At 66.9% G+C, this 24,279-nt stretch carries 22 protein-coding genes and 1 pseudogene; 8 read left to right on the plus strand and 15 right to left on the minus strand.

The features are described 5' to 3' along the window. Window positions 1–94 precede the first annotated feature (94 nt). The gene (gene dapE / locus OG874_RS28190; protein ID WP_330250128.1) at window positions 95–1,183 is read right to left on the minus strand and encodes a succinyl-diaminopimelate desuccinylase; all 1,089 of its coding nucleotides are present in this window, start codon (window positions 1,181–1,183) and stop codon (window positions 95–97) included. 73 nt (window positions 1,184–1,256) lie between these two features. On the opposite strand from dapE, the gene dapD reads away from it, so the two are divergent. Beyond that, entirely contained in the window at window positions 1,257–2,204 is a 948-nt protein-coding gene (dapD, locus tag OG874_RS28195; protein ID WP_330250129.1) for a 2,3,4,5-tetrahydropyridine-2,6-dicarboxylate N-succinyltransferase, read from the plus strand. Here the strand turns inward: dapD and OG874_RS28200 are convergent. Together OG874_RS28200 and OG874_RS28205 are read right to left on the minus strand one after the other, a co-directional pair. After that, entirely contained in the window at window positions 2,201–3,070 is an 870-nt protein-coding gene (locus tag OG874_RS28200) for an oxygenase MpaB family protein (protein ID WP_330250130.1), read from the minus strand. The genes dapD and OG874_RS28200 overlap by 4 nt on opposite strands. Window positions 3,071–3,182: 112 nt before the next feature. After that, window positions 3,183–4,064: an oxygenase MpaB family protein gene (locus OG874_RS28205; RefSeq protein ID WP_330250131.1), complete on the minus strand. Its 882-nt coding sequence runs from the start codon at window positions 4,062–4,064 to the stop codon at window positions 3,183–3,185. Window positions 4,065–4,259: 195 nt separating this feature from the next. Between OG874_RS28205 and OG874_RS28210 the strand changes: the two genes are divergently transcribed. Then, the gene (locus OG874_RS28210; protein WP_330250132.1) at window positions 4,260–4,889 is read left to right on the plus strand and encodes a TetR/AcrR family transcriptional regulator; all 630 of its coding nucleotides are present in this window, start codon (window positions 4,260–4,262) and stop codon (window positions 4,887–4,889) included. Here the strand turns inward: OG874_RS28210 and OG874_RS28215 are convergent, their stop codons facing one another. Beyond that, on the minus strand, window positions 4,890–5,726 hold the full coding sequence (locus OG874_RS28215; RefSeq protein ID WP_330250133.1) for an oxygenase MpaB family protein: 837 nt from the start codon (window positions 5,724–5,726) through the stop codon (window positions 4,890–4,892). 141 nt (window positions 5,727–5,867) lie between these two features. Between OG874_RS28215 and OG874_RS28220 the strand changes: the two genes are divergently transcribed. Next, window positions 5,868–7,295: an acyl-CoA synthetase gene (locus OG874_RS28220; RefSeq protein WP_330250134.1), complete on the plus strand. Its 1,428-nt coding sequence runs from the start codon at window positions 5,868–5,870 to the stop codon at window positions 7,293–7,295. Between the two features lie 95 nt (window positions 7,296–7,390). Here OG874_RS28220 and OG874_RS28225 read toward each other — a convergent pair whose 3' ends face one another. From OG874_RS28225 to OG874_RS28245, 5 genes are all read right to left on the minus strand, one after another. Further along, window positions 7,391–8,335: a proline dehydrogenase family protein gene (locus tag OG874_RS28225; protein WP_330250135.1), complete on the minus strand. Its 945-nt coding sequence runs from the start codon at window positions 8,333–8,335 to the stop codon at window positions 7,391–7,393. Continuing rightward, window positions 8,332–9,969 (minus strand): L-glutamate gamma-semialdehyde dehydrogenase, encoded by a 1,638-nt coding sequence (gene pruA, locus OG874_RS28230; protein WP_330250136.1) that lies wholly within the window; start codon window positions 9,967–9,969, stop codon window positions 8,332–8,334. Before pruA ends, OG874_RS28225 begins: the two co-directional genes overlap by 4 nt. Window positions 9,970–10,047: 78 nt before the next feature. Next, window positions 10,048–11,169: a succinyldiaminopimelate transaminase gene (dapC, locus tag OG874_RS28235; protein WP_330250137.1), complete on the minus strand. Its 1,122-nt coding sequence runs from the start codon at window positions 11,167–11,169 to the stop codon at window positions 10,048–10,050. Further along, window positions 11,166–11,489, minus strand: coding sequence for a ferredoxin (fdxA, locus tag OG874_RS28240; protein ID WP_014987978.1), 324 nt, complete (start codon window positions 11,487–11,489; stop codon window positions 11,166–11,168). Before fdxA ends, dapC begins: the two co-directional genes overlap by 4 nt. A 200-nt stretch (window positions 11,490–11,689) precedes the next feature. Continuing rightward, window positions 11,690–14,293 carry a bifunctional FO biosynthesis protein CofGH gene (locus tag OG874_RS28245; RefSeq protein ID WP_330250138.1) on the minus strand — a complete coding sequence of 868 codons (2,604 nt, stop codon included), beginning with the start codon at window positions 14,291–14,293 and terminating at the stop codon, window positions 11,690–11,692. A 184-nt stretch (window positions 14,294–14,477) separates the two neighbouring features. Here OG874_RS28245 and OG874_RS28250 point away from each other — a divergent pair, with 184 nt between their 5' ends. The 4 genes from OG874_RS28250 to OG874_RS28265 all read left to right on the plus strand — a co-directional run bounded on the left by OG874_RS28250 (window position 14,478) and on the right by OG874_RS28265 (window position 18,899). Next, window positions 14,478–14,651, plus strand: a complete 174-nt coding sequence (locus OG874_RS28250; protein WP_330250139.1) for a helix-turn-helix domain-containing protein — start codon at window positions 14,478–14,480, stop codon at window positions 14,649–14,651. Window positions 14,652–14,777: 126 nt separating this feature from the next. Then, window positions 14,778–15,275 (plus strand): PH domain-containing protein, encoded by a 498-nt coding sequence (locus tag OG874_RS28255; protein ID WP_330250140.1) that lies wholly within the window; start codon window positions 14,778–14,780, stop codon window positions 15,273–15,275. Window positions 15,276–15,343: 68 nt separating this feature from the next. Then, complete coding sequence (locus tag OG874_RS28260; RefSeq protein WP_330257454.1) at window positions 15,344–16,876, plus strand: PH domain-containing protein; 1,533 nt, start codon at window positions 15,344–15,346, stop codon at window positions 16,874–16,876. Between the two features lie 175 nt (window positions 16,877–17,051). Then, complete coding sequence (locus tag OG874_RS28265) at window positions 17,052–18,899, plus strand: APC family permease (protein WP_442943436.1); 1,848 nt, start codon at window positions 17,052–17,054, stop codon at window positions 18,897–18,899. A 38-nt stretch (window positions 18,900–18,937) separates the two neighbouring features. Here OG874_RS28265 and OG874_RS28270 read toward each other — a convergent pair. The 4 genes and pseudogenes from OG874_RS28270 to OG874_RS28285 form a co-directional block, all read right to left on the minus strand. Then, a pseudogene (locus OG874_RS28270) lies at window positions 18,938–19,129 on the minus strand (Fic family protein); the annotation flags it as partial. 127 nt (window positions 19,130–19,256) lie between these two features. Further along, window positions 19,257–19,604, minus strand: a complete 348-nt coding sequence (locus OG874_RS28275; protein ID WP_330250142.1) for a hypothetical protein — start codon at window positions 19,602–19,604, stop codon at window positions 19,257–19,259. A 71-nt stretch (window positions 19,605–19,675) separates the two neighbouring features. Then, a complete protein-coding gene (locus tag OG874_RS28280) occupies window positions 19,676–19,834 on the minus strand; it encodes a hypothetical protein (protein WP_169338103.1) in 159 nt (52 codons plus the stop codon). Between the two features lie 20 nt (window positions 19,835–19,854). Continuing rightward, the gene (locus OG874_RS28285; RefSeq protein WP_330250143.1) at window positions 19,855–20,094 is read right to left on the minus strand and encodes a hypothetical protein; all 240 of its coding nucleotides are present in this window, start codon (window positions 20,092–20,094) and stop codon (window positions 19,855–19,857) included. A 275-nt stretch (window positions 20,095–20,369) separates the two neighbouring features. Between OG874_RS28285 and OG874_RS28290 the strand changes: the two genes are divergently transcribed. Continuing rightward, complete coding sequence (locus tag OG874_RS28290) at window positions 20,370–21,311, plus strand: hypothetical protein (RefSeq protein ID WP_330250144.1); 942 nt, start codon at window positions 20,370–20,372, stop codon at window positions 21,309–21,311. A 239-nt stretch (window positions 21,312–21,550) separates the two neighbouring features. Here the strand turns inward: OG874_RS28290 and mshB are convergent, their stop codons facing one another. Then, window positions 21,551–22,438, minus strand: coding sequence for an N-acetyl-1-D-myo-inositol-2-amino-2-deoxy-alpha-D-glucopyranoside deacetylase (mshB, locus tag OG874_RS28295; RefSeq protein ID WP_330250145.1), 888 nt, complete (start codon window positions 22,436–22,438; stop codon window positions 21,551–21,553). Next, window positions 22,420–24,180, minus strand: a complete 1,761-nt coding sequence (locus OG874_RS28300; RefSeq protein WP_330257455.1) for an ABC transporter family substrate-binding protein — start codon at window positions 24,178–24,180, stop codon at window positions 22,420–22,422. The genes mshB and OG874_RS28300 overlap by 19 nt, the downstream gene beginning before the upstream one ends. Window positions 24,181–24,279: the final 99 nt, after the last annotated feature.

Raw genomic sequence — 24,279 nt, forward strand, 5'->3', positions numbered from 1 at the left:
AGTAGGTATGGACGACCATGGCCCCGCCCTCGACGGTCGAGGACCGGGGCCGCTCGTTTGCTGCCGACATATGTGCATGCTTTGCGGCACGAATTCAGCGAGCGCCGGTGAGGTAGCCGCGCAGCACCTCGGTGACCGAGGTGATCTGGGCGGTGGGGACGTGTTCGTCGCGCTTGTGGGCGAGGTTGGGGTCGCCGGGGCCGAAGTTCACGGCCGGGATGCCGCGGGCGGCGAAGCGTGCGACGTCGGTCCAGCCGTATTTGGCGCGCACGCTGTCGGTGCCGACAATGGCGATCAGGTCCTTGGCGGCGGGGGCGGACAGGCCGGGCAGTGCGCCCGCCGCGGCATCGGTGACCTCGAAGCCGAGTTCGAGTCCGTCGAAGACCGCGCGGACGTGGTCGGCGGCCTGCTCGACGGTGCGGTCGGGGGCGAAGCGGAAGTTCACGTCGACCTCGGCCTCGTCCGGAATCACATTGCCCGCGACGCCACCGGAGACGCGGACCGCGGACAGGCCCTCGCGGTAGACGCAACCGTCGATATCGACCTCGCGCGCCTTGTAGTCGGCGAGTCGCCGCAGCACCGGGGCCAAGCGGTGAATCGCGTTGTCGCCCTTCCAGGATCGCGCCGAATGGGCGCGCACGCCCGGCGTCGTGAGGCGAACGCGGAGGGTGCCCTGGCAGCCCGCTTCGATGACGCCGCCGGACGGTTCGCCGAGGATCGCGAGATCGCCGACGAGCCAGTCGGGCAGGTCGCGCTCGATGTGATTGAGGCCGTTGTACTTCGCGGCGATCTCCTCGCAGTCGTAGAAGATCAGGGTCAGATCGTGCACCGGTTCGGCGACGGTCGCGGCCAGATGCAGGAACACCGCGTCACCGGATTTCATATCGACGGTGCCGCAGCCATAGAGCTGTCGCTCCCCTGCCTCATCGACGAACCGGCTCGGCACGTTGTCGGCGATGGGCACGGTATCCAGGTGCCCGGCGAGGATGACGCGCGTCGGCCGCCCGTGGTCGGTGCGGGCGAGCACCACGTTGCCGTGCCGCAAGACCTCGAACCCCCGCGTCTGCTCGCGCAGCGCCCGCTCGACGACGTCAGCGATAGCCGCCTCGTCCTGCGACACACTCGGAATGTCGACCAGAGCCGCGGTCAGTGTGATGGGGTCGGCGCGCAAGTCGATGGTCACGCGCCCAGCCTACGACCGCGACCGGTCGACGTGGCTCACCACGGTGGCGGGCAAGTGGGTAACCTCTTGTGACGTGAGCATTCAGGGAGCAGCAGCAGTCGGTATCGCCAATGTGACCGCGGACGGGACCGTCTTGGATACCTGGTACCCCAACCCGGAGCTGGGCGCGTTCGGCGACACCGGTACCAAGCGCCTGGACGACGCGCCCGCGGAGTACGCGGCGCTGCTCGGATTCGACGAGGCACGCGGGGTCGATGTGATCGCGGTGCGGACCACGATCGCTGATCTGTCCGCGGCACCGGTCGACGCGCACGATGTCTACCTGCGGCTGCATCTGCTCTCGCATCGGTTGGTCAAGCCGCACGAGGTGAGCCTGGACGGGCAGTTCGGGCTGCTCAGCAATGTGGTGTGGACCAATCATGGTCCCGCCGCGGTGGAGGGTTTCGAGGCTACGCGCGCCAAGCTGCGCGCTCGCGGGCCGGTCACCGTGTACAGCATCGACAAGTTCCCGCGGATGGTCGATTACGTGGTGCCCTCGGGGGTGCGGATCGGCGACGCCGACCGGGTTCGCCTCGGCGCGCATCTGGCCTCGGGAACGACCGTCATGCACGAGGGCTTCGTGAACTTCAACGCGGGCACGCTCGGCGCGTCGATGGTCGAGGGCCGCATCTCCGCGGGCGTCGTGGTCGGCGACGGCTCCGATATCGGCGGCGGCGCCTCCACCATGGGCACCCTCTCCGGCGGCGGCACCACCATCATCTCCATCGGTGAGCGCTCCCTGCTCGGCGCGAACTCCGGGCTCGGCATCCCCTTCGGTGACGACTGCGTCCTGGAAGCCGGCCTCTACCTGACCGCGGGCACCAAGGTCACCACCCCGGATGGCACCGTGGTCAAGGCCGCCGCGCTGGCCGGCCAGAACAACCTGCTCTTCCGCCGCAACTCCACCACCGGCGCGGTCGAGGTCGTCCCCCGCAAGGGCACCGGCATCGAACTGAACGCCGCCTTGCACGCCAACGACTAGACCAGCGGCTTGCCGAGCCGGTGCCGCCTGCGCATGTCGTACAGGTAGAAGTTCATCGGAAACAGCCTGATCAGCTTCGGAAGTCGGCGGTGCACGGCGCCGATGACGCGCAGCACCCGGTTGGCGAAGCGATCCTGGCGCACGGTCCAGTTCATCCGCATTTCGGAACGCAGGTGCGGCGGCAGCAGGCTGGTGACGAAGAACCGCTGCAGCGGGACGAAAACGCGCAACGGCCAGGCGACCATCTTCAGATCGATGAGATCGTTGAAGTACGCGCGGGTGCGCGCGTCGACCGTCCTGGTCGCGAGATTGGTATTCCAGTACTCCTGGAACGCTTTTCGATCGGCGGGCCACATCTGCGGCCGCATCTGCAGGGTGGTGCCGAGCCGAGCGGCGTACTGGTAGAACACCTCCGCGGCATCCTCGTCCATCGGGCCGTGCAGTCGTTCCTCCAGATCGACTACGCCCCAATACAAACAGGCCGCGACCCACAGTTGCAGCTTCGGGTCGAAGGCGTTGTATTTGACCGGAGCGCCGGGCTCGGAATGAACCGCTCGATGTGAGCCGTTGACGGCCGCACGGTAGAGCGCGCGATCCTCCTCGGTGCCCATCAGCGCCACCGCGAGATAGGTCAGGGTGGTGCGCGTCCGCTTCCACGGGTGCACATCGATCCGGCCGGACTCGACCGTGCTCTCCATGACGCCATAGGCGACCGGCTTCAGGCTGAGTTGCAGGATGACATTGGCCGTGCCGCCGAGGAAAGCCGCTACGCCGCTCCACAATTCGTCCATGGCGAACTCGTCGACGGTGCCGTAGCGGCAGGTGGCTGGGGGTTCGGGCGGCTCCTCGCGAAGGGGCAAGGTCATCGTTGGCCTCGGCTTTCCGGGTCGGTCGGCGACGATAGAGCGATGAGAAGATTTGTGGTCAACCTTCTCATCGTCTCGATAGCCTGTCAAACGATCGCTCGGTTGGGCCGCCCTACACGAGCGGTTTACCCGAACGGATGCGCCTTCGCACATCGAACATGTAGGCATTCAACGGGAACATCCGCACCAGCTTCGGTAGTCGGCGGTGTACCGCGGAGATAGTGCGCAGCATTCGGTCGAAGCGGCGCTGATCGGCTTCGGTCCAGGTCATCCGCATCTCGTCGCGCAGGTGCTGCGGCAGCAGGCCCACCACGATGAACCGCTGCAGTCCGGCGAAGACGAACCGAATCGGTCGCGGCAACATCTTCAGGTCGATGAGGTCGTTGAAGTAGTCGCGCAGGGCGGGCTCGATACCGTGTTTGGGCAGGTTCTCGTCCCAATACCGATGGAACGCCGCGCGGTCGGCGGGCCACATCTCCGGTTGCATCTGCAGGGTGGTGCCGAGTCGGGCGCAGTACCGGTAAAAGGCCTCGGCGACATCGGGTTTCATCGGGCCGTGCAGGCGGGCGTAGAGGTCCTCGATACCCCAGTAGAGGCAGGCGGCGACCCACAGTTGCAGGGCGGGGTCGAAGGCGTTGTACTGCACCGGGCTCGCCGCGGTCGAGCGCACGGCGCGATGGGACTGGTCGACCGCGTCCCGGTAGCGCGTCCGCTCGTCCTCCGAACCCATCAGTGCCACCGCGAGATAACTCAATGTGGTGCGCAGCCGTTTGATCGGATGCAGGGTGACCTTGCCGCTGTCGACGGTGCTCTCCAGCACGCCGCGTCCGACCGGGCGCAGGCTCAACTGCATGATCACATTGGCGGTGCCGCCCAGGAATGCCGCGATGCCGTCGATGTAATCTTCGACGGTTTCCGGAGTTATGGGCTCGACGGGGGTCGGGCCGATGCGGTCAGGATGCGACCGGTAGTCGTCGCGCAGTGGTTCGGTCATCGTTGACCTCGTCTTTCTGTGGCCGTCAGGTCGATGCGCGGTCGGTGAGAAGATTTGACATCAACCTTCTCATTGCCACGAAGCGCTGTCAATTACGCTATCGGCGCGCTATCCCGGGGTTCCGGGGTGGCAGTGGCTGATGGCATGCGATGCTAGCGGTGTCATCGTGTCACCGGACCGGAATAGGTGGGAATTATGGCGAGGCTGACCAGACTGCTGGCCCTGGTGCGTAGCACCGGTCTAGAGGACCGCAATCAAACACGGGTGCTGGACGCTGCCTTGCTGGCGTTTCTGGACTTCGGCATCAAGCGGACCAGCATGGTCGAAGTCGCACGGCGGTGCGGACTTTCGCTGGCCACGCTCTATCGGCGCTTCGCGAGCAAGGCCGATCTCATTCAGGCGGTCGCGCTGTGGCAGGCGCGGCAGTTCATCGACCAGGTGGACGCCGCGTTGCAGCGGCAGGTCGATCGGGACGCCGGCGCCGAGGATCAGATCGTCGAATTGTTCGTCGTCTTCCTGGACGGGTTGCGCGGCAACAAGTTGCTGGAGCGCCTGTTGAAGACCGAGCCGGAGATCGTGCTGCCGTATATGACGGTCAAGGGTGCCCCGGTCATCGAGCTCGGCCGTGACTATCTGGCCGAATTCATCACCCGGCTACAGGACGAGGGCAAGCTGCCCGAGTACGACCCGGCGCCGCTCGCCGAGATGGTCGCGCGGACTGCGCTGTCGATGGCGCTGACGCCGCAGACGGTCATCCCGCTGGATGATGACGCCGCGATGCGGCGGTTCGCGCGCGACCACGTCGCCGTATCGTTCCGGATCTAGTCAGACCAGGCGCAGACCGAGCCGCCGCCGGACGCGCAGGTCCCACAGGTAGGCGTTGATCGGAAACATCCTGGCCTGCTTCGGCATTCGCGCCGTCACCGAACCCAGCGCGTGCAGGAGTCCGGCGAGTATCCGATCCTCGCGCGCGCTCCAGGTCATGCCCATCTGGTCGCGTACGTGCGCGGGCAGCAGGCCGGTGACCACGAAGCGGTGGAATCGGGCGAAGGGCCAGCGGGCGGGGAGCGGGAGCATCTTCAGATCGATGAGGTCGTTGAAGTAGTCGCGGATCGGGGGATCGATGGTGGTCTTCGCCAAGTGCTCGGCCCAGTACGCGTCGAAAGCGGCGGGGTCGGCGGGCCACGCCTCCGGGCGCATCTGCAGTGTCGTGCCCAGGCGAGCGCCGTAGTAATAGAAGGCCGTAGCGTCGGTCTCGTTCATCGGGCCGTGCATGCGCTCGTAGATATCGCGCGCGCCCCAATACAGGCAGGCGGCCACCCAGAGCTGCAGTTTCGGGTCGAAGGCGTTGTACTTCACCGGACTCGCCGCGCTCGACTTCACCGAGCGGTGCGATTCGTTGACGGCGTCGCGATAGGCCGTACGCTCGTCGTCGGTACCGAGCATGGCGACCGAGAGGTAGGTGACGGTGGTGCGCAGCCGTTTGAACGGATGCAGCATGACCTTGCCGCTGTCGACGGTGCTCTCCAGGACGCCATAGCCGACCGGCAACGTGCTGAGCTGCAGGATGACATTCGCCGTGCCGCCGAAGAATGCCGCGATGCCGTCGATGTACTGCTCGACATCGAAGGTGGACGCGGGTTTTCCGAGCGGACTGGTCATCGTCGACCCCGTTCTCGTCGGCGAGAAGGATATGGGTCAACATTCTCACTGCCTCAGTGGGGTGTCAACGGTCACATTCGGCCGGTCGTGTCGTGGTGGGCGGAATGGTCGGGTCGAGTACTCGCGAAGTAGCGTGAGCGAATGTCGTTCGGTCCGCCGCTGCTGCTTCGTTCGCTCAACCCGCTCGCCGTCGCCGCCGGGGCGGATATTCCCGATGCCGTCACCATCGATGGGACAACCTTGTCGCGCAGCGATCTGCTCGGCGCGGCCACATCGGTGGCCGAGCGGATCGCGCGCGCGGATCGGGTGGCGGTGTTGGCCCGGCCGACGGTGACCACGGTGCTCGCGGTGGTCGGCTGCCTCATCGCGGGTGTGACGGTGGTGCCGGTGCCGCCGGACTCCGGGACCGCCGAGCTGGCGCATATCCTCACCGATTCGGGTGCTCAGGCGTGGCTCGGCGAAGCGCCCGAGGGTTCGACGCTGCCGGTGGTGCCGGTGCGTGTGCATGCCCGCTCCTGGCACACCTATCCCGAACCCGACTCGGCCGCACCGGCATTCGTGCTCTACACGTCAGGGACCACCGGTTTGCCAAAGGGCGTCGTGCTCAATCGCGGCGCCGTCGCGGCCGGGTTGGACGCGCTCGCCGATGCGTGGGCTTGGACGGCGAATGACGTTCTCGTGCATGGACTCCCGCTGTTTCATGTGCACGGTCTGATCCTCGGCGTATTGGGTCCGCTGCGGGTGGGCAGTCCACTGATCCACACCGGGAAGCCGACGCCGCAGGCGTATGCGCAGGCCCGCGGCACGCTCTATTTCGGGGTGCCGACGGTGTGGTCGCGCGTCGTCGAAGATCCCGATGCGGCAAGACGATTGGCCGATGCGCGGCTGCTCGTCTCGGGCAGTGCACCGCTGCCGGTGCCGGTCTTCGAGCGGCTGCGCGAACTCACCGGCCACGCGCCGATCGAGCGCTACGGCATGAGCGAAACAATGATCACGCTCTCCACTCGTGCCGATGGGGAACGCCGCCCCGGGTGGGTCGGCACTCCTGTTGTGGGCGTGCGGACTCGGCTGCGCGATGAGGCGGGCGCGGACGTCCCGCATGATGGCGAGAGCATCGGCGGCTTGCAGGTCCGCGGTCCGATGCTGTTCGACGGGTATTACAACCGGGCGGCGGCGACCGCCGAATGCTGGACCGATGACGGCTGGTTCAAGACCGGCGATGTCGCGGCCATCGACGCCGACGGCTACCATCGCATCGTCGGCCGGGAGTCGGTCGATCTCATCAAGTCCGGTGGCTATCGCATCGGCGCGGGCGAGGTCGAGACCGTACTGCTCGGACATCCCGATGTCGCGGAGGCCGCGGTGGTCGGCCTGCCCGACGCCGACCTGGGGCAGCGCGTCGTCGCGTTCGTCGTACTGCGCGGCGCCGCACCGGATTCCATCGAGAAGAGCCTCATCGAGCAGGTGGCCGAACAACTTTCGGTACACAAGCGCCCGCGCGAGGTCCGGGTGGTGGATTCGCTGCCCCGCAATGCCATGGGCAAGGTGCAGAAGAAACTCCTCGGCTGACTTGACCTCGATGTAAGTTGAGGTAACCAGCGTGAGTCGAGGACGTCCGAGAAGGACGGTGCCTCCCAACTCGACGATCGGGAGACACGCTGTAGTCAGGACTTGCTGACCAGCGCGCGCAGGAAGAACGTGAGGTTGGCCGGGCGTTCGGCGAGGCGGCGTGTCAGATAGCCGTACCACTGGCTGCCATAGGGCACATACACCCGCATGGTGTTGCTCGCGGCCAGCCGCAGCTGCTCGACGTCGCGAATACCGTAGAGCATCTGATGCTCGAAATAGTCTGGGCCACGGCCGGTTTCGGCGGCCAACTGCTCGGCGGCGAGGATGAGCACCGGATCGTGGGTGGCCACCATCGGGTAGCCGTCGCCGCCCATCAGGATCTCCAGACAGCGCAGGTAGGAGTCGGTAACCTCGGCGGAGCGCTGGTAGGCGACGGTATGCGGTTCCCGATAGGCGCCCTTGCACAGGCGAATTCGGGAATCCGGGCCGGACAGCTCCCGACAGTCCGCCTCGGTGCGATGTAGATACGCCTGCAATACCGCACCCAGCCAAGGGAATTCGGCCCGCAACTCGCGAATCGTGGCGAGGGTGGCATCGGTGGTGGTGTGGTCCTCGGCGTCGACCGTGACCCACACCCCGGCCCGAACCGCCTCGGTGCACAGGATGCGCAGGTTCTCGGTGGCGATCGCGGGACCGTCCGGGGCCAGTGCCTGCCCGAGCGCGGACAATTTCACCGACACCTCGGTACGCGCCGCCGCACCGGTCGCACCGTTCAACGCCGCCAAATCGTTGATGAGCGAAAGGTATTCGGTGACCGTGGCATCGGCTTGGGCGCGGTCGGTGGTGTTCTCGCCGAGGAAGTCGACGCTGATCAGCCGACGGCTCGCCAGCAGCTCGCGCACCACCGGGATCAACTCGTCGCGGCCCTCCCCTGCCACGAAGCGCCGCACGATCTCCGCCGTGATCGGCGTTCCGGTGAGCACCCGCTTCATCCGGGGTGAGGCCGACGCCGCGAGGATGACCGGCCGCAGCGGGTTCATTCCGACTCCATGTGCGGATACCGGTGCTCACCCGGCGGCACGAAGGTCTCCTTGATCGTGCGCGGCGCCACCCAGCGCAGCAGGTTGAGCGGTGAACCCGCCTTGTCGTCGGTGCCGGAGGCGCGCGCACCGCCGAAGGGCTGCTGACCGACCACCGCGCCGGTCGGCTTGTCGTTGACGTAGAAGTTGCCGGCCGCGAAGCGCAGTGCGGCCGAGGCCTGTTCGACGGCGTGGCGGTCCTGGGCGAAGATCGCGCCGGTCAGCGCGTACGGTGCGGCCGACTCCACTTCGGCCAGCATCGCGGCGTAGGAGCCGGGTTCGGCGTCGTCATAGACGTGCACCGCGAGGATCGGGCCGAAGTACTCGGTGGCGAAGGCCTCGTCATGCGGATCGTCCACCAGCAGCACCGTCGGCCGCACGAACCAGCCCTCGCTGTCGTCGTATTCGCCGCCCGCCGCGATGGCGATGCCCGCCGACCTGGCCCGTTCGATGGCGGCCACATTCTTGTCGTAGGCGCGCCGATCGATCAGCGCCCCACCGAAATTCGTCAGATCGGACACATCGCCGTAGCTGAGCTCGCGGGTGAGCTGGAGGAAGTCATCGCCTATCGTGCGCCATACCGACCGCGCGATATAGGCGCGCGAGGCCGCCGAGCACTTCTGGCCCTGATATTCGTAGGCGCCGCGAATCAGCGCGGTACGCAAGGCATCCGGGTCGGCGGACGGGTGCGCGACGATGAAATCCTTGCCACCGGTCTCCCCGACCAACCGTGGATACGAATGGTAGCGGCCGATATTCGTGCCGACCTGAGACCACAGGAACTGGAATGTCTTGGTGGACCCGGTGAAATGGATACCCGCCAGCCGCGGATCGGCCAGCGCGACCTCCGACAGCTCGACACCGTCGCCGGTCACCATATTGATGACGCCCGGCGGCAGTCCGGCCGCCTCGAGCAGCCGCATCGTGTAGAACGCCGAGAGCGTCTGCGTCGGCGAGGGCTTCCACACCACGGTATTGCCCATCAGCGCGGGCGCGGTCGGCAGATTTCCGGCGATCGCGGTGAAATTGAACGGGGTGATCGCATAGACGAAGCCCTCCAGCGGGCGGTAGTCCATCTGGTTCCACACCCCGGCGCTGGATTGCGGCTGCTGCTGCAGAATCTGGCGCGCGAAGGCCACATTGAACCGCCAGAAGTCGACCAGCTCGCACGGTGCGTCGATCTCGGCCTGCTGGACTGTCTTGGATTGACCGAGCATGGTCGCGGCGGCGACCGTCTCGCGCCACGGCCCGGCCAGCAGATCGGCCGCCCGCAGGAAGATGGCGGCGCGCTGGTCGAAGGCCATGGTCCGCCAACCGGGCGCCGCCGCGAGCGCGGCCTCGATGGCTCCGCTGGCTTCGGAATGGGTGGTGTCGGTGTAGGTGCCGAGCACCTGCCGGTGTAGGTGTGGGGCGACGATATCGTGCCGAGCCCCGATGCCCGGTCGGTGTTTACCACCGATGACCAGCGGAATATCGAGGGATTCGGCGGCGATGTCGGTGAGCTTGGTGGTCAGCAGCTCCCGCTCACGGCTGCCTGGCGCATACGAGTGCACCGGCTCGTTGCTCGGAATAGGGACTACCGTGACAGCGTCCATACTCCAGGCTAACGCCGTTCCACGGTCGTCGCGTGCGACTGCGGGCCGTGTCGGCGACACCGAGATGACAAAGAACGCCTAGTCGGCCGTGAGGCGTCGCGCCGCCGCGGCGACGCGCTCGTCGCTCGCGGTCAGTGCGATGCGCACGTACTCGCCGGCGCCCGGTCCGTAGAAGTCGCCGGGGGCGGCGAGGATGCCGCGCTCGGCCAGCCAGTCCAGTGTGGTCCGGCAGGGCTCACCCCGGGTGGACCACAGATAGAGGCCCGCCGCCGAGTGATCGATACGGAAACCGGCAGCCTGCAAGGCCTTTCGCAGCACCTCGCGCCGCACACGGTAGCGCTCGCGCTGCTGCGCCTCGTGGGTGTCGTCGCCGAGCGCCGCGGTCATGGCCGCCTGGATCGGGAACGGCACCATCATTCCGGAGTGCTTGCGCACCTCGAGCAGTTCGGCGACCAGCTCCGGATCACCCGCCACGAACCCGGCCCGGTAGCTGGCCAGGTTGGAGGTCTTCGACAGCGAGTGCACCGCCAGCAGACCGGTGTGGTCGCCGTCGCACACTTCCGGGTCGAGGATGGAGACTGCTCGTCCGTCCCAGGCCAGGCCCAGGTAGCACTCGTCGGAGGCCACGATCGCGCCGCGTTCCCGCGCGAAAGCCACGACCTTGCGCAGATGCTCGACACCGAGCACCTTCCCGGTCGGATTCGACGGGGAGTTCACAAAGATCAGGGCGGGCGAGCGCGGACCGAGTTGGGTCAGTCCATCGGCTCGCACCACCTGCGCACCAGCCAGTAGCGCACCCACCTCATAGGTCGGGTACGCGACCTCGGGAATGACGACCAGATCGTCCGCGCCGAGTCCGAGCAGTCGCGGCAGACCGGCGATCAGTTCCTTGGTACCGATCACCGGCAGCACCGCGGCCGGATCGAGTTCGGTGATCCCGTACCGCCGCTTCAGCGCGTCGACCGCCGCCACGCGCAGTTCGGGGGTGCCGTGCGTGGTCGGATAACCGGGCACGTCGGCGACCGAACTCAACGCCGCGCGGATCAACGGGGCCACCGGATCGACCGGAGTGCCGACCGACAGGTCGACAATCCCGTCCGGATGCGCGGCGGCCTTCGCCTTCACCGCCGCGATGGTGTCCCAGGGAAAATCGGGTAGCAGACCGCTGACCCGGCGACGCGACGACACGTCAGAGCTCATTCACTCGCCATCGGCGGCAGCTCTTTGATGAACGGCGGGTCGTAATCCACCTTGCCGACCTTCGTCGCGCCGCCGGGCGAACCCAGCTCGTCGAAGAAGTCGACATTGGCGTTCACGTAACCGCTCCACTGATCCGGGGTGTCGTCTTCGTAGAAGATCGCCTCCACCGGGCACACCGGCTCACATGCACCACAGTCCACGCACTCGTCGGGATGGATGTACAGCATGCGACCACCCTCGTAGATGCAGTCCACGGGGCATTCTTCGATGCATGCCTTGTCCTTCACGTCAACGCACGGTTCAGCGATGATGTACGGCACTGCCGCTCTCCTAGTCTGTCCTCACGGGGATAATCCGCCCGGCGTCACACTATCCCGGCAGCTCAGGTTACTCCCGGTCAGCCTGTCCTAACTAACTTTGTTCCGCACGCCACTCGGTGGATACGAAACCCCCCTTGCATCCGCATCTTTGCGGATCGCCACAGCGCGACGACCGGGAGTCTGGTATCGGCCCGGTGCCGCTAGCCCACCGACAGTGGCAGCGCCGCAGAGATCTTCCGTTGCGGCACCCCGTAGGTGGTGGTGCGCTCGCGCACCGGACGGCCGATGCCATCGGCGATCTCGGTGAGTTCGGCGACGGTCTTGGCGGACCCGTGTTGGGATCCGGCCATGCGGGAGATGGTCTCCTCCATCAACGTACCGCCCAGATCGTTGGCGCCGCCGTTGAGCATGGTCCGGGTACCCGCGGTGCCGAGCTTCACCCAGCTGGTCTGGATATTGTCGATCCGGCCGTGCAGCATGATCCGCGCCAGGGCGTGCGCCGCCCGGTTGTCCCGGATGGTCGGCCCCGGCCGCGCCGCGCCCGCCAGATACAGCGGCGAACTCTGATGCACGAATGGCAGCAGCACGAATTCGGTGAAACCGCCCGTCTCGTCCTGGATTCCGCGCAGCACCCGCAGATGCCCGACCCAATGCTTCGGATTGTCGACGTGGCCGTACATCATCGTGGAGCTGGAGCGCAGACCCACCTGATGTGCGGTGGTGATCACCTCGATCCACGCGGAGGTGGGCAGTTTGCCCTTGGTGAGCACCCAGCGGACCTCGTCATCGAGGATCTCCGCGGCCGTGCCGGGAATCGTGTCCAGCCCGGCTTCCTTCAGCGCGACCAGCCAATCGCGGATGCTCTGCCCGCCGCGGGACGCGCCGTTCACGATCTCCATCGGGCTGAAGGCGTGCACATGCATCGACGGGACCCGCGCCTTGATCGCCCGCACCAGATCGGCGTAGCCGGTGACCGGCAAGTCCGGATCGATACCGCCCTGCATGCAGATCTCGGTCGCGCCGTCGACATGCGCCTCCCAGGCGCGGTCGGCGACCTCGTCCATGCTCAGGGTGAACGCGTCGGCGTCACCCTTGCGCTGGGCGAACGCGCAGAAGCGGCAGCCGGTGTAGCAGATATTGGTGAAGTTGATATTCCGGTTCACCACGTAGGTGACCTCGTCGCCGTTGACATCGCGACGCAGTTGGTCGGCCAGCGCGGCCACCGCGTCCAGCGCCGGTCCCTCCGCCGTGGCCAACGCGAGGTACTCGGCGTCGGTGAGGCCGGCCGGATCGTGCTCGGCGGCCCGCAGCGCGGCCAGCACCTCCGAATCGAGCCGCTCCGGTGTCGCGACGGCGAGATCACGAGCCTGCTCGCGGATGGTGTCCCAGTCGCCGAAGGCCCCGACGATATCCTGGCCGAGCCCGGAATCACTGCGGCTCTCGGTATTTCGACCCTCGGTGTCGATCGCGGTGTTGAGGTCGACGCGCCCGGCCGAGTCCCAGGACTCGTCCGGCTCCTGCCAGGGCAGGCCGACCGGCAGCGCGTCCGGATTCGCCAGACCGGTCTTCGGATCGGTGAGCGCCGCGACGTGCGCGCCGATGCGCGGATCGACCCACGGATTGCCCGCGCGCACGTATTTCGGGTGCGCGGAGGTGCGTTCGACCAGCTCGTAGCCCATGGACTCGGTGATCTCGCGCAGCGTATCCAGGTTCGGCCACGGCCGTTCCGGGTTCACATGGTCGGGGGTGACCGGCGAGACGCCGCCCCAGTCATCAATGCCCGCGTCGATCAAGGCACGACATTCCTCGTGCGACACCAGGTTCGGCGGCGCCTGCACCGGCACATCGGGTCCGAGCAGCAGCCGGGTGACCGCGATGGTGGCCAGGAACTCGTCCAGGCCCGCGTCGGGGACATCGCGCATGGCGGTGTCGTCCTTGGCCCGGAAGTTCTGGATGATCACTTCCTGAATATGCCCGAATGCCTTGTGCTGCTTACGAATCGCCATGATCGACTCGGCGCGCTCGGTCAGTGTTTCGCCGATGCCGACCAGAATGCCGGTGGTGTAGGGCACCGAGAGCCGACCCGCGTCGGTGATGGCGCGCAACCGGACCGCCGGATCCTTGTCCGGACTGCCGTAGTGGCAGTTGCCCTTCTCGGTGAACAGCCGGGTCGCGGTGGTCTCCAGCATCATGCCCATGGACTGCGCGACCGGCTTGAGCCGGGAGATCTCCGCCCAGCTCATCACGCCCGGATTCAGATGCGGCAGCAGGCCGGTCTCCTCGAGCACCATGATCGAGACGGCGCGCAGGTAATCCAGCGTGGAGTCGTAGCCGCGCTCGTCGAGCCACTGCGCGGCCTCGGGCCAGCGGTCCTCGGGCCGATCACCCAGCGTGAACAGCGCCTCCTTGCACCCGAGTGCCGCACCTTTGCGCGCGATCTCCAGCACCTCATCAGGCTCCAGGAACATGCCCTTGCCCTCGGCGCGCAGCTTGCCTGGCACCGTGACAAAGGTGCAGTAGTGACACTTGTCCCGACACAGCCTGGTCAGCGGGATGAAGACGTTGCGCGAGTAACTGATGGTCTTCGGCCGCCCCGCCGATGCCAATCCGGCATCACGCACCCGAGCAGCACTGCGGCTCAGGTCGACGAGGTCGTCGCCGCGCGCGTGCAGCAGCACTGCGGCCTCGTCCACGTTCAGAGTCACGCCATCCCGAGCACGCCGCAGCGCCCGACGCATAGCGGACTGAGCGGGCGGCGGGGAGGGAATGCTCGGGTTCGGCAGTTCGGTCACGTCCTCGATCATGCGCTAACCATCCGGACCTGTCTCCTTCCGAGGGCTTTGAGCGAGGACAACCGTCCGCCACGCCACGGTATTCCGACGGGTACGGGCCAGCTGACTCTGCTCGTCGGCGCACAATGCCGCGGCGGGTTCTCGTGGCTCGAGTGCCTCTCCCAACTTGTCAGACCGTGGTCCCAGAATCGTCGCCATGCAGTTGCGGCACAAGTTCCGCCTATACCCCTCGGTCCATCAAGGGCAGTCCTTGGCACAGGCGTTCGGCTGCGCACGAGTGGTGTACAACGACGCGTTGGCCGCAAGGAAACGGGCATTCGCGGAGGGTATGCGGCTCTCGGACGCCGAGTTGTGCCGGGCCCGGGATTGATAACTGTGAGTTACGACGCACCATTCCGATGATGAGCCGAAGACTTCCCCCGCGGGTCCGGGAGCGTTGAGCGATAGTTGGCGGCACCGTAAGGGGATTGGCGCGCGACGTGGAACGATGGCAGATATGTCGCAGCCGCGCACGATCTTGGCCGATCCGGCCTGGCGTCCGAGTCCCAAGGCCAAGGTGTTGTGGACGATTCAGGCCGCGTTGGGGTGGATCGTTCCGTTCGTGGCGCTGATCGTATGGGTCGCGTTCGACGGCGACCGCCGTGGGGCACAGCTGGTGGTGTTCGTGGTGGCGGTGGTGCTCGCACTGGTGAGCATCGGTGTGGTGCCTATGTGGCGGTATGCGGTACATCGGTGGGAGGTGACCGATGAGGCGGTGTACACGCGGGTCGGGTGGCTGACGGTGCAGAGCCGGGTGGCGCCGATTTCGCGGGTGCAGACCGTCGATACCGAACGCGGGCCATTGGAGCGATTGCTCGGGCTGGCGACGGTGACCGTGACGACGGCGTCATCGGCGGGGGCCGTGCAGATCTCCGCGCTCGATCTGCCGGTCGCCGAGCAGACGGTGACCCGGTTGACCGAGATCGCCGCGCTGCATCGGGGGGATGCGACGTGAGTGCTCACCTGCCCGAAACCGATGGCGCGTCCGAAGCGGATCAGCCGTGGTTGCGGCTGGATAAGCGAATGCTGTTGGTACACCCCGTCACCGAGGTGGTGAAGTTGATTCCGGTGCTGATCGTATCGGTGATCCTCGGCACCAATACCGGCAATCACCTATGGGGTCTGATCGCACTGGCGCTGATCGTCGGCTTCGCGCTGACGCGCTGGTTCACCACCACCTATCGGGTCGGACCGACCCATGTCGAGTTGCGCACCGGGCTGATTCAGCGCAAAAAGCTGTCGGTGCCGCGCTCGCGGATCCGATCGGTCGATATCGAAGCCGATCTGCTGCATCGGGTGCTCGGGCTGGCGGTGCTGGCGATAGGCACTGGGCAACAGGCGGATTCGGGTGAGAAGTTCAAACTGGACGCGTTGGCCGCGGGTGCCGTGCCCGAGTTGCGGGCGGTATTGCTCGCGCATACCGCCGCCGCGCCCGCGGCCGCGGAACCTGCCACGGTGGATCTGCTCCGAAAAGGCATGCCGGAGTACACACCTCGCGAGATCGGCCATTGGCGGGCGAGTTGGGTGCGTTACGCGCCGCTGTCGCTCACCGGTTTCGCGATCATCGCGCCCATCGTCGGTGTGGCGTTCCAATACGGCATCGGCCAGGTCCTGTTCCGTTCCGACGCCGTGCACAGCATCGAGGATGGCAGCACTGTCTTCATCGCGGTCGCCATCGCACTGCTGGTCATCGCGATCGTGGTGATCGTCAGCCTCGCGGCCTGTACTCGTTATCTCACTACGTATTTCGGCCTGCGCGTGCTCGATGACGACCGCACACTGCAGTTGCGCCACGGCCTGTTCACCACCCGCCAGATCACCCTGGACCTGGCCCGCTTCCGCGGCGCCACCGTCAACGAGCCGCTGCTGCTGCGGCTGGCGGGCGCCGCTGAACTCGAAGCCATCATGACCGGTCAGAGTCCGCGTCAGAAGATTCTCCCGCAGGCCCCGCGCGCGGCGATCGAAAGCACGCTCGGCGAGCTGCTCGCGCCGCGCGGCACAAGGGGTTTCGCTTCGGCATCCGGTAGCGCGGCGGACACGACGGTGCGGCAACAAGATTCGGTGTCGGGGCCGGGTGCGACACTGGGTACCGCGCCTCTGGTGGCGCACGGCCCGATCGCCCGTCGCCGCCGGTACACCCGCGCGTTGAGCCCGATCCTGATCGTCGCGGCCGCCATGCTCATCGCAACCCTTGCGGGAGCGGACTTTTCACCGTGGTGGTGGCTGCTGCCCGTGCTCGCGACCCCCGTCGCCGCCGCACTGGCCGCGGACCGCTACCGCGGACTCGGTCACACCGTGCTGCCCGCTACCGGGAGCGGCCCGGCCTGGCTGATCACCCGCTCCGGTTCGCTCGACCGCGACCGCGACTGCCTCGAGGCCCCCGGCATCATCGGCTGGACCGTCCGCCAATCCTTCTGGCAGCGCCGCGCCGGCGTCGCCACCGTGGTCGCCGCCACCGCCGCGGGCAAGAAGCACTACCTCGTCCTCGACATCCCGATCGAACAAGCTTGGGACCTGATCGAATCGGCGACACCCGGCCGCCTCGGCACCCGCTGACGCCGACCGCTGCGGGCCACGATCGATGTCGCACAGATCGAGTGAACGCCGCGCAGAGGTTGCAGCTTGTGTGCGGACGTCACTGGGTATGCGACGAACGGTGAGTCAGCTTGTGGCTGAGTGCGCCCGATTGGACTGGTGTCGCTGATCGATTGCCAGCGCCGTGCCGAGTTCAATGGTGAGTGTGGTCGAGACCTCGGTATCGCCGACGCGGGAGTTGCCAATCGCCGATCGCCGGGTGCGGCGGCTGCAGAAAGGCGATAAGTACCGGCTGACCGCGATCGGCGGTTTGGCGGCGTTATCGCTGGACGCGCTCTCCAGTGTGGCCTACGGGCCGGAGGCGATCGTGCTGGTGCTTGTCGCGGCGGGTGCGGCGGCGGTGTCGTGGACGTTGCCGGTGTCGCTGGCGATCGCGACGCTGTTGCTGGTATTGGTGTTGTCGTATCGGCAGGTGATCGCGGCGCATCCGGACGGCGGCGGATCCTATGCGGTGGCGAAGAAGGATCTGGGTCGCGGCGCCAGCCTGCTCGCCGCGGCGAGTCTGGTGGTGGACTATGTGCTGACCGTCGCGGTCAGTCTCGCCGCCGGTGCGGCCAGCTTGGCCAGTGCGTTCCCGGCGCTGGCCGATCACCTGCTGCTGATCACGTTGATCGGACTCGCGGTGCTGACGGTGATCAATCTGATCGGGGTGGCCGAATCGGCGAAGGTGCTGATGGGACCGACACTGCTGTTCATCGTCGCGATCTTCGCGGTAATCGTGGTCGGGTTGTTCCGGCCGGAACCGGTCGCGGTGATCGGCACCGATCTCGGCCCGAGAGTGCCGTTCGACTCCGTGGGAATCTTGTTGCTGCTCAAGGCATTTTCCGCGGGCTGCTCGGCGCTGACCGGTGTCGAGGCGATCGCCAACGCGGTGCCGTCGTTCCGAACTCCCGCCGTGCGACGGGCCCAGCACACCGAGATCGGCCTCGGTGTGCTGCTGTGCTCGATGCTGCTCGGTTTGGCCTTCCTGATTCGCCACCATCACGCGGTACCGCGCGGTGACGTAACGCTGCTCGCCCAACTGTCGGCGGCGGCATTCGGCACCGGCTGGCCGTTCTATGTCACCAGCCTGTCCGTCACGCTAGCCCTGTGCCTGGCCGCCAACACCAGCTTCGGTGGCCTGCCGGTGCTGTTGTCTCTGCTGGCGAAGGACCATCGCGTCGCCCACCTGTTCGCGTTGCGCTCCGAACGCCCGGTATTCCGCTACGGCGTTGCGGCCCTTGCCATCCTGGCGGCCACCGTGCTGATCGTGGTCGAGGCCGAAACCCACCGTCTGCTACCGGTTTACGCGGTCGGCGTCTTCATCGGCTTCACCATCAGCCAGACCGGCCTGGTGCGCCATTGGCGCGAACAGCGCGGCTCCGGCTGGCTCCGGCGCGCCACCCTCAACGGCTTCGGCGCGATACTCACCGCGGTCGCCGCCGTGGTCCTTTTCATCGAAAAGTTCAACGAAGGCGCATGGCTGCTGCTGATCATCGTGCCCGCGTTGATAATCCTGTTCGCCCGCACCGAGAACTACTACCGCAGCGTCGCCGAACAACTCGGCCTCGGCCGAATCCCGTTCCTGCCACCGCAATCACCGGATCAACAACCGATGCTCATCGTGGTCCCGGTAGTCGCCGTCAGCGAAGTCACCGCGCGCGCCCTGCGCACCGCCCAATCCTTCGGCGGCGAAATCGTCGCCGTGGCAGCCGAAATCGACCCTGCCGCGACCCGCCGCCTGAGCGCCCAATGGAAGGAATGGGATCCGGGCGTACCCCTGACGGTTCTGCCCTGCCCCCGCCGCAGCCTCGTCGCCACCCTCGTCGGCTACGTCCGCAACCAGACCCGCAAGGGCCGCCAGGTCACCGTCCTACTGGCCCAAGTCGAAGCCGACCGCTGGTGGCAACGCCCCCTCCACAATCCCCGCGGCCCCGTCCTGGCCGCGGCCCTGCGCGCCCGCACCGACGCGGTCATCGCCACCCTCGCCATTCGCCTCGACTGACCGGCGCGTCGGTACCATCCGGCACCGACCGGCCCGACCTATAGAAATTCTGCGGTGCGTTTGCCGATGGCGGCGCTGAGTGCGTCCAACTCGGCCAGCACGTCGGTGGCGGCCCAGATTCGATTTCGTTTGCTCTCCGACAGCATTTCGAGGATCCCGGCATCGGTCAATCTGCCCAACGCCCGATAGACGCTCGCTTAGGTAGTGCCCGCGATCCGTTGTGCGGCATCTTCGTGTACGCGTGCTACGGCTCCTGCGGTGTTGTAGTCCAGCTCGGCGATGACCGGCGGAATCGACACTCGGATGGGTCCGAGCGTCCGATCCGCGACCATCGCAGACGTCCCAGAATGCAATTGCTCAGCGACTGAACAGGCCGGCGTTCGCGCGGAAGTACAGGTAGAGCAAGGGCGGGGCCAGGCCGCAGAACAGGAGAAGTAGTGTGCGCCAATCGCTGCCGAGCATGATGTCGCCGCCGGGGCCGGTTACCGAGCAGGCGAGGAAGCCGAAGGTCCACGCGCCCAGCGGAAGTAGGGCCGCGCCGATGCGGTGGGTCACCGAGCGGACGCCCATGACCAGCAGCACGTTCACGACACCGGCCAGCACCGCCGACAACGGAAACGCGACGGTGCCGAGGTAGGTCGGGAGGTAGAGCACTTCCAGGGCCAGGGTGATGAGGCCGTTCAAGACCAGGACACCGATGATCACCGGGCCCAGCGGAAGCGGCCCGGGCTCGGAAACGCCATATGCGCGGCTCGTGTGCTCGTTGACGGTTGCCCTCACGCGACCGGCGGGAAGCCGAGGAGAGTGAGCAGATGGCTCTGCATGTCGACAAACGCGTACAGCACCGACATATAGAGGTCGTGCTGTTGCTGTGCGCCAGGGCGCAGGCTGTCCACGAAGGCAGCGATGGCGTTCTGAAGATCCCAGTTGTACATGATCGGAGTCTATTCCGGACTCACTCACCTTCAATGGGGATGTTGGCGACGACCGGGAACTCGCCGGTGTAGCCGTTGCGCATCTCGACGATCGCGAGAACCCGCTTGCGAGCGGCGAACCAGCCGATGATCAGCGCCGGAATGATCACCACCAGAGCGGTGACAGTCCAGGTGCCGACCGCATAGTCGACGCCGGTGCGCACCACCGTTGCCGAGGCCGAGCGCTTGGGCGCAAAGGTATTGGTGCCCACGACGAACAAATCCGGCTTGGTATTCGATCACCTCACGGACACCTCGGGCAATCAATTCGCTATCTTCACCCCGCCGCCAGCGGCCTGAGCCCTAGTGGTAGTGCGTCGTGATGCGGCCCACCACCGCCGCGAAGTCGCGGGTGAAGGCAGCCGGTTCGTCGGCGTCGAGGGTGGCCAATTATCCTTTCAGCTAAACATCAGCTACTAATATCGACATGGGCGCCACGCCAGGAGGCCACGGCGCAGTAGAGCGGTCGACTATCACAGTGAAAGGGAAATATCCCATGCAGCGATCCACTCTCTACCGTGCGCTCGCGGTCACCGTGACCGCCGTCGTCGCAGCCACCGGCGCACATCTCATTGCCGGAGGCAGCACTGCGTCGTCACAGCCGTGGCCCGGTAACAGTAGCGCCGAGCAATTCACCCTTGCCGCAGACAAGTCGGGGCACCGATGGGCGTCCACCGCGTCCGCCACCATAACGCCCGGGGTGCAGACCAATACCCAGGGTGGGAGACAGTGCACGGCGAACTACACCTTCGTCGACGATGCCGGCAACGTGTACCTCGGCCAGGCCGCACACTGCGCGGGCACGGGTATCGGCGACCTGACAGACCCCGACGGCTGCACCGCCGACAGTCTCCCCCTCGGCACCGCGGTCACCTTCAACCGTGGCGGCCTACTGATGTTCCCGGGTGAGGTCGTAGGCACCGGTCAACTGGTCTATAGCAGCTGGCTGGCCATGCGGCAGAGCGGCGAGCAGGACCACAATACCTGCGCCTACAACGATTTCGCGTTGGTGAAGGTCGCCCCCGAGGACGTCGGCAAGGTCAACCCGAGCGTGCCGTACTGGGGTGGTCCCGTCGATATCAACACCACCGGAACCGACACCGGTGACCGTGTTTACGGTTACGGCAACTCCGGCCTGCGCTTCGGAATCGCCGAACTGTCCCCTCGGACCGGCCAGACCAAGGTCGACGCGCTTGCTACCGCCGGTTGGACACACGCGCTGACCACGCCCATGCCGGGGATACCCGGCGACAGCGGCAGCGCCTTCCTCGACCGCAACGGCTGCGCCCTCGGCACGCTGTCGACTCTGGGCATCGGTGTGCCGATCGTCAACAACATCGGTGACATCAGCCACGAACTTGCCTACGCCCGAGCGCATTCCGGCATCTCGGGACTCTCGCTGGTCCTCGGCACCGAACCGTTCAACCCGAACCGCTGAGAGGAGCTGTCAGCTACGACGATGTCGAGTGGGAACAGCTCATGCAGAGTGCGCCCCGAGCTCGCTGTGGGGGTAGTTTACGAAAAGATAGCGAGCCCGGGCGCACCCCATGCGGAACGCCGGACGATCCAGCTTGCCCTGCTTCCACCAGCGCCACAGCTGGCAGAGCACGATGGTGGCCCAGGAGGCGATGCTGCCGAGGCAACGATCAGGAGCCGCTCGAGGTATCAGGGCAGGTGCTACAGCCCCGCGAACAGATCGTGTTCGCGCCCGTCCGGCCCCACCGGACCGCGCTTACCACGCACGAGCACGAAGTGCTCCTCCGGAAGTATCGGCTGCGCAACGTTATTGGAGAGCGCGAACTCCCGGCCCGACGGCGCGACCGTCACTTGCGTGGCATGTGCCCGCAGCGCCGCCCGCTTGGCGGCGACCGAATCGGATACGTCGATGGTCGTCGTCACCGTATGACTCGGCACGCTCGCGAGTTCCCGCTCGGCGGGCAACCGCCAGCCGCGCGGCAAGGCACCGGGCAGCCCCTCCACGGTCCGTCGGGCCAGCGCCGCCGTATACAGCCGCAACATATCGCCGTCGGTGACCGTCCAATAGAACTTCGGGGTGTCCCAGCCCTGTTCGGCCGCCGCGGTGACCGCCGCCGAGGTGACCCAGTGCGCCCGAATATGGTCCGGATGGCCGTAGCCGCCGCGCGGGTCGTAGCCGATCACCACCTCGGGCCGCAGCTCCAGCACGATCGCGGTGAGCGCGTCCACCGCCGCGGCGCCGGAGTGCACGAAGGCGCGCGGATGCTCCGCCGCCGGCGTGCCCGCCATACCGGAGTCACGCCACCGGCCCGCGCCACCGAGGAATCGCGGCGGTCCGGCGTTCAGCGCCGCCAGCGCCTCGACCAGCTCCGATATCCGGTACCCGCCGAGCTGATCGGCGTGCTCGGCGGTCAATTGCGCCCACTCGTCCCCGATCACCTCGCCCTCTTCACCGAGCGTGCAGGTCACCACGGTCACCGGGATGCCGCGACGGCGGTAGTGCGCGATGGTGCCCCCGGTGGTGATGGACTCGTCGTCCGGGTGGGCGTGCACCAGCAGCAACCCGCCCGTCACGGAATCCTGCGCCACATCGCCACGTCACCGAAGATGCCGACCTGGATGGCTCCGCTCAACGACGCACCGTCCACCCGGGGGCCGGCGGCCGCGACGACGTTGTCCTGCACGATCGGCAGCACCGTGGCCAGCGCCCACAGCTTCGGCTCGGCATCGGCCAGCGCCCGGCCGACCTCGATACCGCGCAACGCCTCATCGATCGAGGGCTGTAGTCCGGGATCGCAGACGCCGGACAGATTGCTCGGCGCCTTCTTGGCCGCCTCGATAGCGGTCTGCGAATTCCCGTTGGTGGCACCGGTTTCCACCGGCGGGCAGGCGTAGCGGGAGGCGAGCACGGTGGCCGGATCCGAACCGGCGACCTCCCAGCCGACGATGGCGTCCACACCGCCGTCGGTGAGTTCCTTGCCGTAGAGCGTATCCGCGGCCAGGCTGCGCACGGTGGCATCGATTCCGGCACTGCGCAATTGGTCCGCCGCGGTGTTGGCGACCGCGAGTGCGGTGGCATCACCGGTGACCGCGCCGATCCGAATCGTCAGCGCCTTACCGTTTTTCACGACCGCCCTCGGCTGCGGCGCGGGCGAGGTCGGCGAGGTCGGCGGCGGCGTTTCCGGCGTGCGGCCATAACCCGCCTCGCCGAGCAGCGCGAAGGCCTGCTCCGCGGACGGCCGCGGCGGCGCGGTCGGCGCGTATCCGGGATCCGATGGTGTCAGGATCTGCGCGTGCACCGGTTCGACCCAACCGCCGGTCTGCCCCGCGACAGTGGCCAGCAGCGTCGGATCGATCAGCGCGGTGACCCCGCGCCGCACCCGGGCATCGCTGAGATCGCCACTGCGCCCGTTGATGGCGAACTGGAGCTCGCGTGACTGCGGCATGATCGCGGTGCGCACCGACGGGATCGCCGCCAACTGCGCCTGCGTCGCGACACCGCCGTGAACCAGCGCCATCTGGGCATCGCCGGTGCGCAGCGAATCGGCCAGCTGCGCGGGAGTTCCGCCGCGGCGGAACAGGATCTGATCCGGCGCGGCGGGCGTACCCCAGTACCGGTCGTTGCGTTCGAGCAGGATCTCATCGCGTCCGCGATCGGCCGACTTGATGCGGAAGTTGCCGCCCGATACCGGAATTCGCTCGACCAGGCCGTTCGCGAAACCGCCCGGCTGATCCTTGATCAGATGTGAGGGCAGCAGATTCGTGAACAGCTCACGCCAGGCGGGGTAGGCCTCGGTCATGGTGACCGTGACCGTCTTGCCGCCACCGGAGGAATTCACATCCGAAATATGCCGGTAGCCAGCGGGATCCACCACACCCGGCTGGGTGATCATCTGCTGCCACAGGAACCGGAAGTCCTCCGCGGCGATCGGCGCGCCGTCGGACCAGTTCGCCTGGTTACGCAGCGTATAGGTGATCGTGAACGGTTCCTGCGCGGTGACATCGGCCGACACCACCAGCGCCGTATCCGGCACCCACTCGGTGGCGCCGGGCACGGCCGGATTCGGCACCGGGCGGAACGGACTCGGCAGCACCATCGAACTCACCGCCGCGGTGGCCGGCGACTGATCGGACCGCAGATGCGGATTGAATCCGATGCCGATGTCATCGATGGCCACCACGACGGTGTTCTTATCCGGTTTGGCCGGTGTCGTCTTGGGACTGTCCGTGCTCTCGATCGGGGGTGGCGGATTCGCGGTACAACCGGCGAGCACCGTTGCCGAAGAACCGAAAAGGCCCAGCGCCGCCATCACCATCAGGATCGCGCGCATTGTCACCCGTCGTCCGGCGCGTGCGGTCAGGCCCGGAGGAGGCAGCCTGCGTAACCACGCAGAGCCCCGCACGTGCCAAATCGATTCAGCCCCCGAGCT

It is taken from the genome of Nocardia sp. NBC_00565 (genome assembly GCF_036345915.1).
Taxonomy (GTDB): domain Bacteria; phylum Actinomycetota; class Actinomycetes; order Mycobacteriales; family Mycobacteriaceae; genus Nocardia.

What these genes read in the sequence shown, in the direction of transcription:
- OG874_RS28200 (WP_330250130.1), bottom strand. Translation starts at nt 3,070, where the DNA reads ATGACCTTGCCCCTTCGCGAGGAGCCGCCCGAACCCCCAGCCACCTGC.
- OG874_RS28205 (WP_330250131.1), bottom strand. Translation starts at nt 4,064, where the DNA reads ATGACCGAACCACTGCGCGACGACTACCGGTCGCATCCTGACCGCATC.
- OG874_RS28210 (WP_330250132.1), top strand. Translation starts at nt 4,260, where the DNA reads ATGGCGAGGCTGACCAGACTGCTGGCCCTGGTGCGTAGCACCGGTCTA.
- OG874_RS28215 (WP_330250133.1), bottom strand. Translation starts at nt 5,726, where the DNA reads ATGACCAGTCCGCTCGGAAAACCCGCGTCCACCTTCGATGTCGAGCAG.
- OG874_RS28220 (WP_330250134.1), top strand. Translation starts at nt 5,868, where the DNA reads ATGTCGTTCGGTCCGCCGCTGCTGCTTCGTTCGCTCAACCCGCTCGCC.
- OG874_RS28225 (WP_330250135.1), bottom strand. Translation starts at nt 8,335, where the DNA reads ATGAACCCGCTGCGGCCGGTCATCCTCGCGGCGTCGGCCTCACCCCGG.
- pruA (WP_330250136.1), bottom strand. Translation starts at nt 9,969, where the DNA reads ATGGACGCTGTCACGGTAGTCCCTATTCCGAGCAACGAGCCGGTGCAC.
- dapC (WP_330250137.1), bottom strand. Translation starts at nt 11,169, where the DNA reads ATGAGCTCTGACGTGTCGTCGCGTCGCCGGGTCAGCGGTCTGCTACCC.
- OG874_RS28245 (WP_330250138.1), bottom strand. Translation starts at nt 14,293, where the DNA reads ATGATCGAGGACGTGACCGAACTGCCGAACCCGAGCATTCCCTCCCCG.
- OG874_RS28250 (WP_330250139.1), top strand. Translation starts at nt 14,478, where the DNA reads ATGCAGTTGCGGCACAAGTTCCGCCTATACCCCTCGGTCCATCAAGGG.
- OG874_RS28255 (WP_330250140.1), top strand. Translation starts at nt 14,778, where the DNA reads ATGTCGCAGCCGCGCACGATCTTGGCCGATCCGGCCTGGCGTCCGAGT.
- OG874_RS28260 (WP_330257454.1), top strand. Translation starts at nt 15,344, where the DNA reads ATGCTGTTGGTACACCCCGTCACCGAGGTGGTGAAGTTGATTCCGGTG.
- OG874_RS28265 (WP_442943436.1), top strand. Translation starts at nt 17,052, where the DNA reads ATGGTGAGTGTGGTCGAGACCTCGGTATCGCCGACGCGGGAGTTGCCA.
- OG874_RS28280 (WP_169338103.1), bottom strand. Translation starts at nt 19,834, where the DNA reads ATGTACAACTGGGATCTTCAGAACGCCATCGCTGCCTTCGTGGACAGC.
- OG874_RS28290 (WP_330250144.1), top strand. Translation starts at nt 20,370, where the DNA reads ATGCAGCGATCCACTCTCTACCGTGCGCTCGCGGTCACCGTGACCGCC.
- OG874_RS28300 (WP_330257455.1), bottom strand. Translation starts at nt 24,180, where the DNA reads ATGCGCGCGATCCTGATGGTGATGGCGGCGCTGGGCCTTTTCGGTTCT.